The sequence below is a fragment of the Chitinophaga sp. YIM B06452 genome, from assembly GCF_039655965.1.
Taxonomy (GTDB): domain Bacteria; phylum Bacteroidota; class Bacteroidia; order Chitinophagales; family Chitinophagaceae; genus Chitinophaga.
The window spans coordinates 802,336-818,794 of record NZ_JAWLKY010000001.1 but is presented as its reverse complement, the minus strand read 5'-3'; the positions used below and the strand labels follow the sequence as shown (position 1 = coordinate 818,794).

Annotated in this window: 8 protein-coding genes; 5 read left to right on the top strand and 3 right to left on the bottom strand. The window is 55.5% G+C overall.

Annotated features, from left to right (window positions below; all coding sequences use genetic code 11):
• Positions 1-19 precede the first annotated feature (19 nt).
• Positions 20-466, bottom strand: coding sequence for a GNAT family N-acetyltransferase (locus R3I13_RS02955; RefSeq protein WP_346316427.1), 447 nt, complete (start codon positions 464-466; stop codon positions 20-22).
• 94 nt (positions 467-560) lie between these two features.
• Between R3I13_RS02955 and R3I13_RS02950 the strand changes: the two genes are divergently transcribed.
• The 3 genes from R3I13_RS02950 (at position 561) to pbpC (ending at position 10,133) form a co-directional block, all read left to right on the top strand.
• Positions 561-2,048 (top strand): ATP-binding cassette domain-containing protein, encoded by a 1,488-nt coding sequence (locus R3I13_RS02950; RefSeq protein WP_346316426.1) that lies wholly within the window; start codon positions 561-563, stop codon positions 2,046-2,048.
• 39 nt (positions 2,049-2,087) lie between these two features.
• Positions 2,088-7,646 carry an MG2 domain-containing protein gene (locus tag R3I13_RS02945; RefSeq protein ID WP_346316425.1) on the top strand — a complete coding sequence of 1,853 codons (5,559 nt, stop codon included), beginning with the start codon at positions 2,088-2,090 and terminating at the stop codon, positions 7,644-7,646.
• Between the two features lie 96 nt (positions 7,647-7,742).
• A complete protein-coding gene (pbpC, locus tag R3I13_RS02940) occupies positions 7,743-10,133 on the top strand; it encodes a penicillin-binding protein 1C (RefSeq protein ID WP_346316424.1) in 2,391 nt (796 codons plus the stop codon).
• Between the two features lie 5 nt (positions 10,134-10,138).
• Here the strand turns inward: pbpC and R3I13_RS02935 are convergent, their stop codons facing one another.
• Together R3I13_RS02935 and R3I13_RS02930 are read right to left on the bottom strand one after the other, a co-directional pair.
• Positions 10,139-11,398, bottom strand: a complete 1,260-nt coding sequence (locus tag R3I13_RS02935; RefSeq protein ID WP_346316423.1) for a replication-associated recombination protein A — start codon at positions 11,396-11,398, stop codon at positions 10,139-10,141.
• 6 nt (positions 11,399-11,404) lie between these two features.
• Positions 11,405-11,950 (bottom strand): hypothetical protein, encoded by a 546-nt coding sequence (locus R3I13_RS02930; RefSeq protein WP_346316422.1) that lies wholly within the window; start codon positions 11,948-11,950, stop codon positions 11,405-11,407.
• Positions 11,951-12,061: 111 nt separating this feature from the next.
• Here R3I13_RS02930 and R3I13_RS02925 point away from each other — a divergent pair, with 111 nt between their 5' ends.
• Both R3I13_RS02925 and R3I13_RS02920 read left to right on the top strand, forming a co-directional pair.
• The gene (locus R3I13_RS02925) at positions 12,062-14,101 is read left to right on the top strand and encodes a M13 family metallopeptidase (protein ID WP_346316421.1); all 2,040 of its coding nucleotides are present in this window, start codon (positions 12,062-12,064) and stop codon (positions 14,099-14,101) included.
• A gap of 504 nt (positions 14,102-14,605) precedes the next feature.
• Complete coding sequence (locus R3I13_RS02920; protein WP_346316420.1) at positions 14,606-16,411, top strand: alpha-L-fucosidase; 1,806 nt, start codon at positions 14,606-14,608, stop codon at positions 16,409-16,411.
• Positions 16,412-16,459: the final 48 nt, after the last annotated feature.

The following is a 16,459-nucleotide window of genomic DNA, read 5'->3' as shown; positions in this document are numbered from 1 at the left end:
TGAATTATCTGTAATTATGTTAAGCTCTGATCATTTCGATGTGTGGAATCTGATCTTCCAGGTACATCTCACTGCTCTGTACGAACCCCAAAGATTCATAAAATTTCTGTAAATACAATTGCGCCCCAATCTTGATGGGGATTTTCCCCCAACGGGCTTCCACCGCCGCAATGGAAACTTCCATCAGTTGCCGCCCAAAACCCTTTCCCCTGGCGGATGGGGACGATATGACCCGCCCGATGGAGGCCATGTCGTATTTAATGCCGGGGGCAAACAATCTTGTGTAAGCCACCAGCCCCGTTTCGTTTATCCCCTGCAAATGAAGCGCCTGCTGGTCGTAATTGTCCAGGTCCAGGTAATTGCAACCCTGCTCCACTACAAATACTTCGGCGCGAAGCCTCAAAACCTGGTATAGTTCCTCGTTCGTAAGTTCGTTGAATGTTTTGACACTCCAGCTAATTCCCATGACGCGCGTAAACTTTAAGATAAAATTACAATCCCCGGGGTTTGTTTTATGAAAGAGAGTCCCGAAATTGGACCCTGGAAACCTTCCCGATCAGATGATGAACAGCAGCAAGCCTCCTTTCCTGTCCCTGGAACACATTACCGTGCGCAACCAGTCCAAAACCCTTTTTCCTGACCTGACCTGGCATCTCCGCTCCGGCGAGCACTGGGCTGTTACCGGGAAAAGCGGCTCAGGGAAGACCAGCCTTCTACATACAATTCTCGGCAAAAATAATGTGATCAACGGCAGTATTCGCCATTATTTTTACGATCATTACCGGGAAACCCATGAAATCAGCGACCCGTACTTCAATTATCGCCGCTTAATAGCCATGGTAGGGCATCACCACGATTTCAAAAATTTATCACATACCACGGATTTTTATTACCAGCAGCGTTTCAACAGCATGGACTCCTCCGACGCGCCCACGGTGAACGAATACCTGGACGGCCAGACCGGCGATCCGGCACTGGAACCCCTGCAAATCAGCCACCTGCGCGATAAAGAGCTGATCAAGCTCTCTAACGGCGAAACCCGCCGCGTGATGATAGCCCGGGCCCTGCTGCAAAAGCCGGAACTGCTGTTGCTGGACAATCCCTTCATTGGCCTTGACGTGCAGAGCCGTAAAGCCTTTCACGGGATCGTGGACCATGTGGCCGCTTCCGGGACCGCCGTGGTGCTGGTCACCTCCCCAATGGAGATCCCCGAAAGCATCACCCATGTGTTGGCCCTCGAAGACGGTCGTGTAGCCGGTACCTTTACCCGGGCAGAGTTCCTGGCCCAATACCGGCCCGAAGAACCCGCCAGGGCCATGGATATGGACCTTTCCCTGCTCCACCGGCTCACCGCCGGCGCCCAGCCCCGGGACTACGGTCATATCGTGCAAATGGAGGATATCCATGTAAAATACGGCGAAAACACCATTCTTGACGGTATTAACTGGACCATCCGCCCCAACGAAAAATGGGCGCTGCTGGGGCCTAACGGCTCCGGCAAAAGCACTTTGCTGAGCCTGATCAATGCAGATAACCCGCAATCCTACGCCAACCGCATCCGCCTGTTCGACCGGCCGAGAGGCAGCGGGGAGAGCATCTGGGACATCAAAAAGAAGATCGGCTTCGTGTCTCCCGAGCTGCACCAGTACTTCGATTCCAACGCTACCTGCGTACAGGTGGCCGGCTCCGGCTTCTACGACACCATCGGCTACATGCGCGCCTGCACCCCGGAACAGCTCGAAAAAGCCCTCGGCTGGATGGAGCTGCTGGAAATTAACGGGCACGCCACCACGCAGTTCAAACAAGTGCCCGAAAGCGTGCAGCGCCTCGTGCTGCTGGCCCGCGCGCTGGTGAAGAACCCGCCCCTCCTGGTGTTCGACGAGCCCTGCCAGGGGCTTGACATTCACCAGAAACTCCATTTCAAACATGTGATCGAATCCCTCTGCGAATACCTGCCGGTAACGATGATCTATGTAACGCACTACGAAGAAGAACTGCCTGCACCTGTGAACCATTTTTTACGTATCCGCAATGGGAAAATGATCTAATTTCCGATACCTTTATCTCGTCCATTAAAAACCTACACTATGCACCCGAACAATCGGCCCCTCGTACTTGCATGCCTGCTTCTCTGCGCCATGGCGGCTTTCATGGCAGGATGCAAAAGCAAAGCGAAAGAAGTGAACCCCGCTTTTGCGAAATACATCGCTGCATATACAACCGGCGTCATTTCCAAACAAAGCGCCATCCGCATCCAGCTGGCCGGAGAAGTGAATGTAACCCACGCACAGAATGAGCTGGTGGCAGACGACGTGTTCTCCTTTTCACCTTCCATTAAAGGCAAAGCCTACTGGGTAGACGCCACTACGCTGGAATTCAGGCCAGATCAGAACCTGGAGCCCGGCAAGACCTACGAGGCAAAGTTCAGGCTGGGCAAAGTGATGACAGTGCCGGCGGACCTGAAGGTGTTCGAGTTCGGTTTCCAGGTGATAAAGCCTTCCTTTGAAGTGGAGCTGATGGGCCTGAAAAGCGCCAATAACAGCAAAGACCGCATGAGTTTCTCCGGCGTGGTGTACACCGCGGATGTGGAAGATGCGCAGGCCGTGGAAAAGCTCATCGCCGTGCAATACGACGGTTCCAAAACGAATATCACCTGGCAGCACGATGTGGCCCAGCGCATGTATAAATTCACGGTGGGCAACATCGTCCGCAAAAGCACCGCCGCTAAAATGCACATCAGCTGGAACGGGCAAAGCATAGGCTCGGAGCTGAAAGACGACCGCGAGATAGAAGTGCCGGCCATCGGCGATTTCAAAGTACTGGATATAAAAGCGATATACGACCCGGAAGATTACGTACTGGTGCAGTTCAGCTGCCCGCTGAACGGCTCGCAGAGCCTTGAGGGCCTGATCGGCATCAGCGGCCAGAGCGACCTGCGGTATACGATAGACGGCAGCGAGGTGCGCGTATATGCACCTGCGAGGCTGGAAGGGAATTACACCGTGGTGGTGAACGAAGGCGTGATGAGCGCTTTTGAAGACCGGCTGGACAAGTCCTTCACCGCCAGCGTGAACTTCGAGAACCGCCTGCCTTCCGTGAGCATTCCCGGCAAAGGCGTGATCATGCCGCAAAGCGGAAAGCTCGTCATGCCGTTCGACGCAGTGGGCCTGAAAGCCGTGGATGTGGTGGTGCTGAAGATCTATGAGAACAATATCCCGCAATACCTGCAACGCAACAACCTCAACGGCGATGAAGAACTTCGCCGTGTAGGCAGCCCCGTAGTGCAGAAAACCATCCGGCTGGATACGGACAAATCCGTGAACCTCCACCGGCGTACCCGCTTCAGCCTGGACCTGGAGCAGCTGGTGAAGACCGAGCCCGGCGCGATCTACCGCGTAACCATCGGGTTCAGGAAGGAATATGCCCTGTATAGCTGTCCTGACAAAGCCGCTACCGAAGAGGAAGAGCGGGAAGACGAAGAAGATTATTACGGTGAAGCGATAGACGGTGATGATGCTTTCTGGCGCCGCTACGACAGTTATTATCCTTACGGTTATAACTGGGACGACCGCGAAAACGCCTGTACCAATTCCTATTACAACAAGTCCCGCTGGGCATCCCGCAATATTATTTCCTCCAACATCGGCCTCATTGCCAAACGCGGCAACGACAATACCATGCTGGTGGCGGTTACAGACATCCGCGATGCGAAGCCTATTTCCGGCGTGGAGCTGGAATTGCTGGACTACCAGCAGCAGGTGATCTTCAGCAGCCGCAGCGATGGCGACGGTTTCGCGAAGTTTGAGCTGAAACGCAAGCCTTACCTGCTGGTCGCTAAAAAAGACACCGAGCGCGGCTACCTGAAGCTGGACGACGGCAGCTCCCTGCCCCTCGGCCGTTTTGACGTGAAAGGCGAAGAAGTACAGCAGGGCATGAAAGGCTTCCTGTACGGCGAACGCGGCGTATGGCGGCCCGGAGATTCCCTCTTCCTCACGTTCATGCTGGAAGACAAAGAAGGGAAGCTGCCACCCAACCACCCCGTGATGCTTGAGCTGTACAACCCGAAAGGCCAGCTGTACAAGCGTTTGAACCAGCATGTTGCCCTCAACGGATTTTATAATTTCCATACCGTTACCGATGCCGATGCGCCTACCGGCAGCTGGCTGGCCAAAGTGAAAGTAGGCGGCGCCACTTTTACCAAAAATATCCGCATCGAAACCGTGAAACCCAACCGCCTGAAAGTGCGGCTGGACTTCGGGAACCAGGAATCGCTGGTGAAAGACGAAAGTCCGAGAGGCACGCTGACCGCCGCATGGCTGTTCGGCGCGCCCGCCCAGAGCCTCAAGGCAAAGGTAGATGTGTCGCTCACCTCATCCCGGACCGCTTTCCCGAAATTTGACGGGTATACTTTTGATGATCCTACCGAGCGTTTCAGCACAGAGAACAAGACCATTTTTGACGCCAGCCTCAACGAAGACGGCGTAGCGCCCGTTTCTGCGAACATCCCTGTTGGCGAACGTGCGCCCGGCGTGCTGAAGGCCAACTTTGAAGTGAAAGTGTTTGAACCCGGCGGGGATTTCAGCATCGATCATTTCTCCATGCCTTACCACGTGTTCGATTCCTACGTGGGTGTTGCCGCGCCTGAGGGCGACCGGCTCACCGGCATGCTGGTGACCGATAAAACGCACCAGGTGAGCATCGTGAACGTAAACGCCGCGGGCAAGCTGGTGGCCGGCAGCCGCAACGTGGAAGTGCAGCTGTACAAGATCCGCTGGCGCTGGTGGTGGGATGAAAGCGACAACGACTACAGCAATTTCACCGACGACAACTACAACCAGCTGCTGCAAACCCAGACCGTAACCCTGCAGAACGGCAAGGGCACCTGGCCGCTGCTGATCCGCCAGCCCGAATGGGGCCGTTACCTCATCCGTGTGAAAGACCTGGAAAGCGGGCACATCACGGGCCAGAGTGTGTATATCGACTGGCCGAACTATGCGGAGCGCCTCCAGAAGGAAAATCCCGCGGAAGCCGCCATGCTTGTGTTCACCTCCAATAAAACGAAATACAACGTAGGGGAAGACATTGTGCTCACCATCCCCAGCAGCGAAGGCGGCCGCGGGCTCATCAGCATCGAGTCCGGCAGCAAGGTGCTGAAAACCGACTGGATCGGCACTGAAAAAGGCCAGACCGTGTACCGCTTCAAGGCGGAGAAGAACATGTCGCCGAATATTTACGTGAACGTAAGCCTGCTGCAGCCGCATGCACAAACCGCCAACGACCTTCCCATCCGCATGTACGGCACTATTCCCATACTGGTGGAAGATCCCAATACCATCCTGAAACCTGTGGTCAGCCTGCCTGCCACGCTGCGGCCGGAAACCAACGCGTCTATTTCCGTGTCGGAATCCAGCGGCAAGGCCATGACCTACACCATCGCCATCGTAGACGAAGGTTTGCTGGACCTTACGCGTTTCAAAACGCCTGACCCTCACAGCGCATTTTATGCGCGGGAAGCGCTCGGCGTAAAGACCTGGGACCTGTTCGATTACGTGATCGGCGCCTGGGGTGCAGACCTGGAGCGCATCCTGAGCATCGGGGGCGACGAAGGGCTGAACAAGAACGCCAGCACTGCCAAAGCCAACCGCTTCAAACCCGTGGTGCAATTCATGGGCCCCTTCCACCTGGAAAAAGGCGGAAAGAAAACGCACAACTTCAAGCTGCCTCCTTACATCGGTTCCGTGAAAGCCATGGTGGTGGCCGGCCAGGAAGGAGCGTACGGCAACGCGGATAAAACCGCCGCTGTGAAAAAGCCGCTCATGCTGCTGGCTACCATGCCGAGGGTATTGGGCCCGGGCGAAACCATCCAGTTGCCTGTAACTGTGTTCGGCCTTGAGCCGCACGTACGCCAGGCCAATGTGACGCTTTCTTCCAACCCTTATTTTGAAGTGATCGGCGAAAGCACCAAACAGGTGAGCTTCCCGAAACCCGGCGAGCAGCTTGTTTATTTTGATGTGAAGATCAGGCCGCAGGTGGGTATCGGCAAGTTCAAGATCGTTGCCACCAGCGGTAAGGAAAGAGCAGAAGAGAACGTGGAGCTGGACGTGCGCAATCCCAACCCCTACCTCACCAATGTGATAGAACATACGCTGGAGCCCGGCGCCGCGTGGAATACGAACTTCATGCCGGTAGGCATGGCAGGCACCAACACCGGCGTGCTGGAAGTATCTACCATTCCCGCGCTGAACCTTGGCAAAAGGCTTGAATACCTGATCGGTTACCCGCATGGCTGCGTGGAGCAAACCACTTCCGCCGTGTTCCCGCAACTGGCGTTGGGCAACCTGATGGACCTTTCCCCCAGGCAGAAAGCAGAAGTAGACCGCAACATCAAAGCCGGCGTCAACCGCCTGAGAGGCTTCCAGCTTACGGACGGCGGACTGGGTTACTGGCCCGGCGCCAATGAATCAGACGAATGGGGCACCAACTATGCAGGCCATTTCATGCTCGAAGCACAGGCCGCAGGCTACGCGCTGCCTCCCGGCTTCCTGGACCAGTGGAAAAAATTCCAGCGCAACAAGGCGCAGAGCTGGTCGCCCAGCAGCTATACCTATTACGGCGGCGACCTGGTGCAGGCTTACCGCCTGTACCTGCTGGCCCTGGCCAAAACGCCCGAGCTGGGCGCCATGAACAGGCTGAAGGAATTCCAGCACCTGTCTGTCCCCGCCCGCTGGCGCCTGGCAGCCGCGTACAAAATGGCCGGCCAGACCGAAGCGGCCAACGCCCTCATCAAAGGGCTCAGTACTAACGTTGCCCCATACACGCAATTAAGCGGCACATTCGGCTCAGACCTCCGCGATAAAGCGATGATACTCGAAACGCTCACCCTCATGGGCCAGCGCAACGCTGCCAACGGCCTGCTGAAGCAGGTGGCGGCAGAGCTTGGCAAGGAGACCTGGTACAGTACGCAAACCACTGCCTACTCACTGATCGCCATCGCGAAATTCTGCGGGGTGAACAAAGGCGGCAGTAAAATGGCTTACAGTTATACGCTGAACGGGGTGGCCGGCAATGTGAACGCCAATTCATACCTGTCGCAGACGCCGCTTACTTTCAGGCCCGGCAGCGGCGCCGCGGCCTTGCAGAACAAGGGCCAGAACGTACTATACGTGCGCCTCATCCTGCGCGGGCAGCCGGAAGCAGGACAGAACCCATATGCGGAGAACAATCCCGACATCCTTGCCATGAACGTGCAATACAACACCCGCAGCGGCAAGCCGCTCAGTCCCGACCAGCTGAAGCAGGGAACAGACTTCGTGGCCACCGTTACCCTCCGCAACCCCGGCAAGCGCGGGATGTACGAGCAGATGGCGCTTACGCAGGTGTTCCCTTCAGGCTGGGAGATCATCAACACCCGCCTCATGGGCAACGACAGTACATTGGTTTCGTCGCCCTACACATACCGCGATATCAGGGACGATCGTGTGTATACTTATTTCAACCTGGAAGAAACAAAAACTGTGACCTACCAGGTGTTGCTGAACGCGGCATACCTTGGCCGGTATTACCTGCCGGCGGCATCCTGCGAAGCGATGTACGATAATACCATCCACGCATTTGCGCCGGGCAAATGGGTGGAAGTGACGAAATAACACGGAGCCGGCTTCCGGACAGATCATTCAAAGGCCGGCAGGGACAGGATAACATCCTTTTACCGCCGGCCTTTATTTTTTTGCAGGACTTATACTATGCAGCAACGGGTCAAACAGTGGATCATCAAAAGAAAATGGCGCCTGGCCATATTGGCCGGGCTGCTGCTGTGGTATTATTTCCTGCTGCCGGCAAAACTTTTCAAGGCGCCTACTTCTTTCGTGATAGAAGACATGGAAGGGGAACTGATGAACGCAGCCATCGCAAAGGATGGACAGTGGCGGTTCCCGGCAGACAGGCTGGTGCCGGAGAAATTTGAAAAATGCATTGTTGCCTACGAAGACAAACGTTTTTTCTATCACTGGGGAGTAGACCCGCTGGCCACGGGCCGCGCCATCAGGCAGAACCTGGGCGGCGGCAGGGTGGTGAGCGGGGCCAGCACCATCACGATGCAGGTGATCAGGCTGTACCGCAACAAGCCCCGCACCATGTGGCAGAAAGCCGTTGAAATGATACTGGCCACGCGGCTGGAGTTCCGGTATTCAAAAAAAGAAATACTTGGGCTATATGCGGGCAACGCTCCTTTCGGCGGGAATGTGGTAGGGCTGGAAGCCGCTTCCTGGCGTTATTACGGCCGCAAGCCCGACCAGCTTTCGTGGGCGGAGACTGCAACGCTGGCCGTGCTGCCCAACAGTCCCGCTTTGATACACCCCGGCCGCAACCGCCAGGCGCTGATGGAGAAACGGAATTCGCTGCTGCAAAAGCTCTGGCAGAGCGGAACGATAGACAGCAGTACCTGCGCGCTTTCCTGCATAGAACCTTTACCGGACAAACCGCACGCCCTCCCGCAATTCGCGCCGCATTTGCTGAACCGTTTCCGGCAGGATTACGCGCGCGAGAAACAGCAGGGCAGCACCCGCCTCAAAACCTCGCTGGACGGGGAGCTGCAGGGAAATGTGAACGATATACTCCTGCGCCATCACCAGCAGCTCCGCGCGAATGGCATCAATAACGCCGCCGCGCTGGTGCTGGATGTAGAAACCGGTCATGCTTTGGCCTACGTAGGCAATGTGTACAATCCCGCTAACCCCGAGCTGGAATCCTTTGTAGACATCATCCAGGCGCCGCGGAGCCCCGGCAGCACGCTGAAGCCGCTGCTGTACGCCGGCATGCTGCACGACGGCCTTATGCTGCCCCATACCCTGCTGCCCGACGTGCCTACACAGGTAGCAGGTTACACACCGCAGAACTTCGACCAGTCGTACGACGGCGGCGTGCCTGCTTCCCGCGCGCTGGCCCGTTCGCTTAATATTCCCGCCGTAAAACTGCTACAGCAATACCGCAGCGACCGTTTTCTATTGCTGCTGAAAAAACTCGGCATTACCACCATGAACAAACCCGCCGCACACTATGGTCTTTCCATGATACTCGGCGGCGGTGAGACCACGCTCTGGGAGCTGACCGGCGTGTATGCCAGCATGGCCCGCAGCATGCTGCATCTTGAGCAATACAAAGGCAAATACGATGCGGATGATTACCATGCGCCCGGTTACCGGCCTGATGAAACGCTTCCATCCAACAATTCCCTTTCCCCTTTCGGCGTGCTCGATGCAGGTGCTATCTGGTATACCTTCCAGGCGATGGAAGAAGTAATGCGGCCTGGCGAAGAATTCATCTGGCAGGCATTCGCCTCATCCAAAAGGATTGCCTGGAAAACGGGTACCAGCTTCGGTTTCCGGGATGGGTGGGCCATCGGCGTAACGCCTTCGCATGTAGTGGGCGTATGGGTGGGCAATGCAGACGGAGAAGGCAGGCCGGGACTCACCGGTGTGTCTGCCGCCGCACCTGTTATGTTTGATATCTTCAGGCTGTTGCCCGGGCAGTCTACGGTCAATGCCCCGGCGGATAAACTGCAGCCCGTGCTGGTATGCAGGCAAAGCGGCTACAGGGCCGGGGAGTATTGCACCGAAAGGGATACGCTGGCTGTGCCGTCCGCGGGGCTGCGTTCGCCCGCCTGCCCTTATCACCAGCTCATTCACCTGGATGCCACCGGCCGCTACCGCGTGACCGCGGATTGTGAAGCGCCGGACCTCATGCAGCATAAGCCCTGGTTTGTATTACCGCCCGCCATGGAACATTTTTACCGCACCACGCATGCCTACGAGCCGCTGCCGCCGTTCAAGCCGGGCTGCGACAAGCTGGAGCAGGGGAGGTCCATGGAACTGATCTACCCGCGGCCTTCCGCGCGGATATTTGTGCCAGTGGAAATAGATGGCGCTTTGGGAGAAACCGTGTTCAAAGCCACGCACCGCCAGCAATCGGCAAAGATCTTCTGGCACCTGGACCAGCATTTTGTGGGCGTTACGACAGATTTTCACCAGATATCGCTGCGGCCCGCGCCGGGCAAGCATACCATCACACTGGTGGATGAAGAAGGGGAGGAGGTCAGGCAGGGGTTTGAGATATTGGATAAAGCGAAAGCAAAATAAGGGCCTCAGTAGTTGTACTTTTCTTTCCACAGGGCCTTCAGGTATTTCCGCAATTCGTCTTCCCGCGCGTTTTTGCCGGGTTCGTAGAACTTGGTGCCGGCAATTTCTTCCGGCAGGTATTCCTGCGGCGCGAAGTTATTCGCGAAGTCGTGGGAGTATTTGTAATCTTTCCCGTAACCCTGCTGCTTCATGAGTTTAGTCGGCGCATTGCGGATGTGCAGCGGCACGGAAAGGTCGCCTGTTTGCCCCACCATGTTCTGCGCCATGCCGATCGCCATGTAGGAAGCGTTGCTTTTGGGAGAGGACGCGAGGTAAGTGGCGCATTGCGAGAGAATGATCCTCGCTTCGGGATGGCCGATCAGGTTCACCGCGGTGAACGTGCTGGTGGCCAGCAGCAGGGCATTCGGGTTGGCGTTGCCAATGTCTTCGCTGGCGAGTATTACCATGCGCCGCGCGATGAATTTCACATCTTCTCCCCCGGCCAGCATGCGTGCCAGCCAATACACGGCGCCGTTGGGGTCGCTGCCGCGGATGGATTTGATGAAGGCGGAAATGATATCATAGTGCTGCTCGCCTGCTTTGTCGTATATGGCTACCCGTTGCTGGGCTATCTCCATCACCTTTTCGTTCGTCAGCACAATAGGATGTTCGTCCTGCAACGTATCCACCACCAGCTCGAACAGGTTCAGCAGCTTGCGCGCATCGCCGCCGGCGATATTAAACAGGGCTTCCGTTTCTTCCAGCTCGATGGTCTTTTCCGCCAGCCATTCATCTTTCGCCATGGCCTGCCGCAACAGCTGTTGCAGCTCGGGTTCGCCCAGGGCTTTCAGCACATACACCTGGCAGCGCGAGAGCAAGGCCGCATTTACTTCGAAAGAAGGGTTTTCCGTCGTAGCGCCTATCAGCGTCACGATGCCTTTTTCCACCGCGCCCAGCAAGGCGTCCTGCTGGCCTTTGTTGAAACGGTGGATCTCGTCTATGAACAGCACGGAATGTTTATGCCGGGCAAGGTCTATCACCTCGCGGATGTCTTTCACGCCGGAAGAAATGGCGCTGAGCGTGTAGAACGGCACCTGCAGCGTATTGGCAATAATGTTGGCAATGGTGGTCTTGCCCACGCCGGGCGGCCCCCAGAGGATCATGGAAGGCACTTTGCCCGCCTGGATCGCTTTCCGGAGAATGCTGCCGCTGCCGGTAAGATGCTCCTGCCCTACAAGATCATCCAGTACCGCGGGTCTTAATCGTTCTGCCAGTGGTGCACGCATGGTGTGTTATGGATTATCCGGGTTGTTGATATCAAAGAATGAATCTTCTTCTGCAGGCTCCTGGTCTTTTCTCCAGCGGTTAAAGAAAATGCGGCTCAGCTCGCAATTGACCGCGATCGCAAGGGCATGGATGCTTCCAAGTACCAATACCGCTTTACGCACTGCGCTTGCAAGCTCTTCCACTGTAATTCCTTGCGTATTTTGTGCGTTGTTCACTTTCATCAACCTGATCATTTCTTCATCAGACAGCCTGCCGAGGCCGATCATTTGAATGGCGACAAGTATAGCGTAGATAAATGCAATAATACCGGTGATAAGAATGACGCGCGGAAGGCTGGGCGGAAGCGGTACTTCCGGGTTGCTGAGCGTCCGCTGTAATTGTGTGCATAAAATATTATGATACAATACCGAACCGAGGAAAAACATGGAGGTAATCACTTCCAGCGGCGAAGGCGCCACCAGCAGCGCCATCACTACAAACAACAGGAAAAATCCCGCCACTATGATGTTTCCCCAGGTGAGGAAACGGAACAACCCGAATAAGAACGACATAAGCCCTATGAATTTTAATCCCTGCAAACCTACGAATTTACCATTTATAACAAACGGGTGGCCGTAAGTGCCAAATCTTCAATAAATTTATCCGTCTAAACCTGATCTTATATGCATAAACTCCAAACCGCCGGCAAATGGATGGCGGCAGGCATGCTGGCCGCCATATGCTCAGCAGGCGCCAGCGCCCAATCCCAAAAGGTGCCGGCATTCGAGGTTTCTTCTTTGGACCGCAACATCCAGCCCTGCGCTGATTTTGACGGTTTTGCCAACGAAAACTGGAAGAAGGCCAATCCCATACCAGGCACCGAGAGCCGCTGGGGAGCATTCAATATCCTGGATAAGGAAAATAAGGAAGTGCGCCTGAGAAGCATCATCAGCGAGATCGCCAAACGCCAGGGCCTCGCAAAAGGCACGGAAGAGCAGCAGATTGCCGACTATTACGCCTCCTTCCTCGATACCGTTACCATCGAAAAAAGAGGGATCACTCCGCTCCGCCATTACATCGAAAAAATTGACGGCATCAAGACCCTGGCAGACTGGGCGCGCGTTTGCGGCGAGCTGCAGATCATCGGCGTAAGCACCTGGGCCGGTTTTGCAGTGGAAGCCGATGCGAAAGACAGCAAGGTGAACGCCGTGTATGGCGGGCAGGATGGGCTGAGCCTGGGAGAAAGGAGCTATTATGAAAGAGACGACGAGAGCACCAAAAATGTCCGCAGGGAATTTGAAGGCCACGTCAATAAAATGTTCAGCCTGGCCGGTTTCAAAGAACAGCATCCCGGGAAGACCATCCTGGACTTCGAAACAGCCGTTGCCAAGCTTCAACTGACCAACGTAGAGCTCCGCGACCCCGTGAAAACCTACAACAAAATAGGTTTCGCGCAGCTGCTGGAGCTGGCGCCCGAATTTGACTGGAAGGAATTTACCGCCCAGCAGGGTTTATATACAGACACTGTTGTGCTCCAGGACAAGCCCTACGTTACCAACGGCGCCAAACTGCTGAAAGCAACACCCATCAGCACGCTGAAAACATACACCAAATTTCAGCTGCTTTCCACGTTTGCAGGTTACCTGCCCAAACGTTTCGACGACGAGAATTTCCGCTTCTTCGCCACCGTTATGACCGGCCGCAAAGCGCAGCGCCCGCGGGCAGACAGGGCTATCCGCTCTACGGACGGCATCCTGGGCATGCCGCTGGGCAAGCTTTTCGCGAAGAAATATTTCCCCGAAGCCAGCAAACAAAAGGTGTCTGAGATGATCGAGAACGTGCGCACCGTGTATGGCGAGAGGATCGATAAGCTCGCCTGGATGAGCCCGGCCACCAAACAGATGGCGCATAAAAAACTCAAAGCCTTCACCTATAAGATCGGTTACCCCGATACATGGAAAGATTATTCCAGCATCGTGATCAAAAGGGATGAGCTGGTGGAGAACATCATCAGCGCGGCCCGTTACCGCAACGAAGAGCGCAATAAAAAAGTGGGCAAAGCCGTGGATAAATCAGAATGGCTGATGACGCCGCAGACCGTAAACGCTTACTACAACCCGCTCAACAACGAAGTGGTGTTCCCCGCGGGCATCCTCCAGCCGCCGTTCTTCAACGCCGATGCAGACGATGCGATCAACTACGGCGGCATCATTGCCGTGATCGGCCACGAATTCACCCACGGCTTCGACGACCAGGGTTCGCAATTCGACGCGGACGGCAACCTGCAGAACTGGTGGACGGAAGACGACCGCAAGAACTTCGATGCCCTTGCCAAAAAATATATCGATTATTTCGGCAGCCTGGAACCTTTGCCTGGCTTCAAAATCAACGGTGCGCTCACCATCGGCGAGAACATCGCGGACCTGGGCGGCCTGACGCTTGCCTATTACGCCCTGCAAAAAAGCCTGGAAGGCAAGCCGGAACCCGCGCAGATAGATGGTTTCAACTGGAAACAGCGTTTCTTCCTCGGCTGGGCGCAGGTATGGCACGCCAATACCACCGACGCCGCATTGCGCAACCAGATACAGACAGACCCGCACAGCCCGGCCCGCTACCGCATCAACGGCCCGCTGCCGCATCTCACTGAATTCAAAGACGCATGGCAATGCGCTGAAGACAGCAAAATGGTATTGCCCGCCACGCAGAGGGTCGTGATCTGGTAATACATTGCATATTTCACTGAAAAGGCCGCTCAGTACTTTCCTGGGCGGCTTTTTTTATGGACCGCTGAGTTGGCGTAAAAATATATGGATTTGAAAACCAGCGCCCTGTAATGGCTGTTACATGCCCGCATGCGGGGAAATGCGTACTTCTACCAATGATTTCAGGTAGTACTACGCTTTCATAAAACTTATGAATATCAGACCTTTGAGTCGGATTTAATCGGTCTTGCCGGAAGCGATACGAAGGTATCCCGAATGAAATTAAAAGAATTTCGCAACTGGCAGTCCACCGGCCTGTCCACCGTTGTGACCCCAATTCCATGGCGGCCGGTGCAGGTTCCCGTACAACCTGTGCCGGCACCAACGGCTTCCATGCTTACTTTCTCTTTTCGCCCGTTCTATACCCGGGCGTTGCGCTGAAGGCGCAAATAATATCAATAACCATCAATTAACTGTTAATTCCTTCCCCAGGGCTTTCTTATCCTTGTATAAAATTCCGGGGTTATGAAATTCCATGTTTGTTTTAAAGCAGTTGTCGCAGCTGCCGGCTTGTTGTCCACTCCCTCTTTTGCGCAGCAGCCAGACCAGCTTTGGGGGCAGCATGCCGAAGCGGGGAAGGGGGAAAAGACCCGGTGGTTCACCGAAGCCAAATTTGGCCTGTTCCTTCATTGGGGGCCTTATTCCCATTTTGCCGGCGACATCCGCGGCAAACGTTATTACGGTATTACAGAATGGATCATGAACCGCGACAAGACGCCCGCCGCAGAATATGCCCGGCTGGCTGCTGGTTTCAATCCTGCTGAATTTGATGCAGAAGAATGGGTGCGCATCGCGAAGGCTTCAGGCGTGAAATACATCGTGCTCACGGCCAAGCACCACGATGGCTTTGCCATGTGGGATTCCAAGGTTTCGGATTTTAATATCGTGGACGCCACACCCTATAAAAAAGATCCCATCAAAGCCCTGGCGGCCGCCTGCAAAAAAGAAGGCATCAGGCTGGGATTTTATTATTCCCAGTTCCAGGATTGGCATGAGCCTAATGGCGGCGGTAATGACTGGGATTTTGACCCTAAGGGAAAAGAATATGCAGCCTATTACCGCGGGAAGTCGCTGCCGCAGATCACCGAGCTGCTCAGCAATTACGGGGAGCTGGGCCTTATCTGGTTCGATACGCCGGGGAATATGAATAAAGAAGAATCCGCTGCTTTCCTCGAAAAGGTACACCAGCTGCAGCCCAATTGCCTGGTGAGCAGCCGTGTGGGCAATGGTTTGGGCGATTTTAAGGATTTCGGGGACGGGGAAGTGCCGGCCGGCGTCGTTAAAGGCGCCTGGGAGGCGATTTTCACGCACAACGACAGCTGGGGGTATTCCGCTTTCGACCAGAACTTCAAAACGCCGCAGGAGATCATCCGCTTGCTGGCGGAAGTAGCCTCCAAAGGCGGCAACCTGATGATGAACATCGGGCCGATGGGTAATGGCAAACTGCCTGCGCTGTCTGAAAAATATTTCCGTGCCACCGGCAGCTGGCTGAAACAAAACGGCGAAGCCATTTACGGCACAGGTTATTCCCCCATTGCGCCGCAGCCCTGGGGCGTAATGACGAGCAAGCCGGGAAAGCTGTACCTGCACGTGTTTCACCGCCCGCGCAACGGCAAGCTGCTGGTGCCTGATTTCACCGCCAAAGCTTCAAAAGCATACCTGCTTGCCGGAAAAAAGCCGCTCGCAGTGCGCCAGCAGGGGGCAGATGTGATGATAGATATCCCCATGGCGCTGCCTGATGAGCGAAACACCGTAGTGGTGCTGGAATACAGTGGCAGCTTGCAGGAGCAGGCCAATACACCGGTAATCGCCAGCATGCAGTACGAACAGCTTTCACTGCCGGCGCAAGGCGCGAAGCTTAACGGGAACGCTCAAACGAAATCGCTCACGCACAGCTATTATTTCGGCGATTGGAAACATGCCATGTGCATCGTGAACCAGCAGACCATGGCAGACAGTATCAGTTATAAACTGCGCTTCACCGAGCCCGGCGATTATAAAGTAGTGCTGCAATACGCCGCAGACGCGGCCAGTGAGCGCAGGGAAGGGCTGCTGGAGCTTGGCCCCGCCGGGAAACCGATGCAATCTTATCCTTTCCAGGTATTGTTTACCGGCAGGCATGATGTGCACAAACCACTGCTGTTTATAGACCAGGCCGTGGCCGTGATCACCGTGCCCGCGCCGGGTGAATGGAGGCTACGGGTGAGACCGGCGGAAGACGGGAAAGAGCTGTTCAGGCTGAAGCAGGTGCTGCTGGAGCCGTTGAAGTGAGATATTGAGAAGAAATTAAAAGGTCCGGCAGCAGCGCCGGACCTTTTT

Excerpts from the sequence above, each read along its gene's own strand:
- R3I13_RS02955 (WP_346316427.1), bottom strand. The coding sequence starts at position 466 with ATGGGAATTAGCTGGAGTGTCAAAACATTCAACGAACTTACGAACGAG.
- R3I13_RS02950 (WP_346316426.1), top strand. The coding sequence starts at position 561 with ATGATGAACAGCAGCAAGCCTCCTTTCCTGTCCCTGGAACACATTACC.
- R3I13_RS02945 (WP_346316425.1), top strand. The coding sequence starts at position 2,088 with ATGCACCCGAACAATCGGCCCCTCGTACTTGCATGCCTGCTTCTCTGC.
- pbpC (WP_346316424.1), top strand. The coding sequence starts at position 7,743 with ATGCAGCAACGGGTCAAACAGTGGATCATCAAAAGAAAATGGCGCCTG.
- R3I13_RS02935 (WP_346316423.1), bottom strand. The coding sequence starts at position 11,398 with ATGCGTGCACCACTGGCAGAACGATTAAGACCCGCGGTACTGGATGAT.
- R3I13_RS02930 (WP_346316422.1), bottom strand. The coding sequence starts at position 11,950 with ATGTCGTTCTTATTCGGGTTGTTCCGTTTCCTCACCTGGGGAAACATC.
- R3I13_RS02925 (WP_346316421.1), top strand. The coding sequence starts at position 12,062 with ATGCATAAACTCCAAACCGCCGGCAAATGGATGGCGGCAGGCATGCTG.
- R3I13_RS02920 (WP_346316420.1), top strand. The coding sequence starts at position 14,606 with ATGAAATTCCATGTTTGTTTTAAAGCAGTTGTCGCAGCTGCCGGCTTG.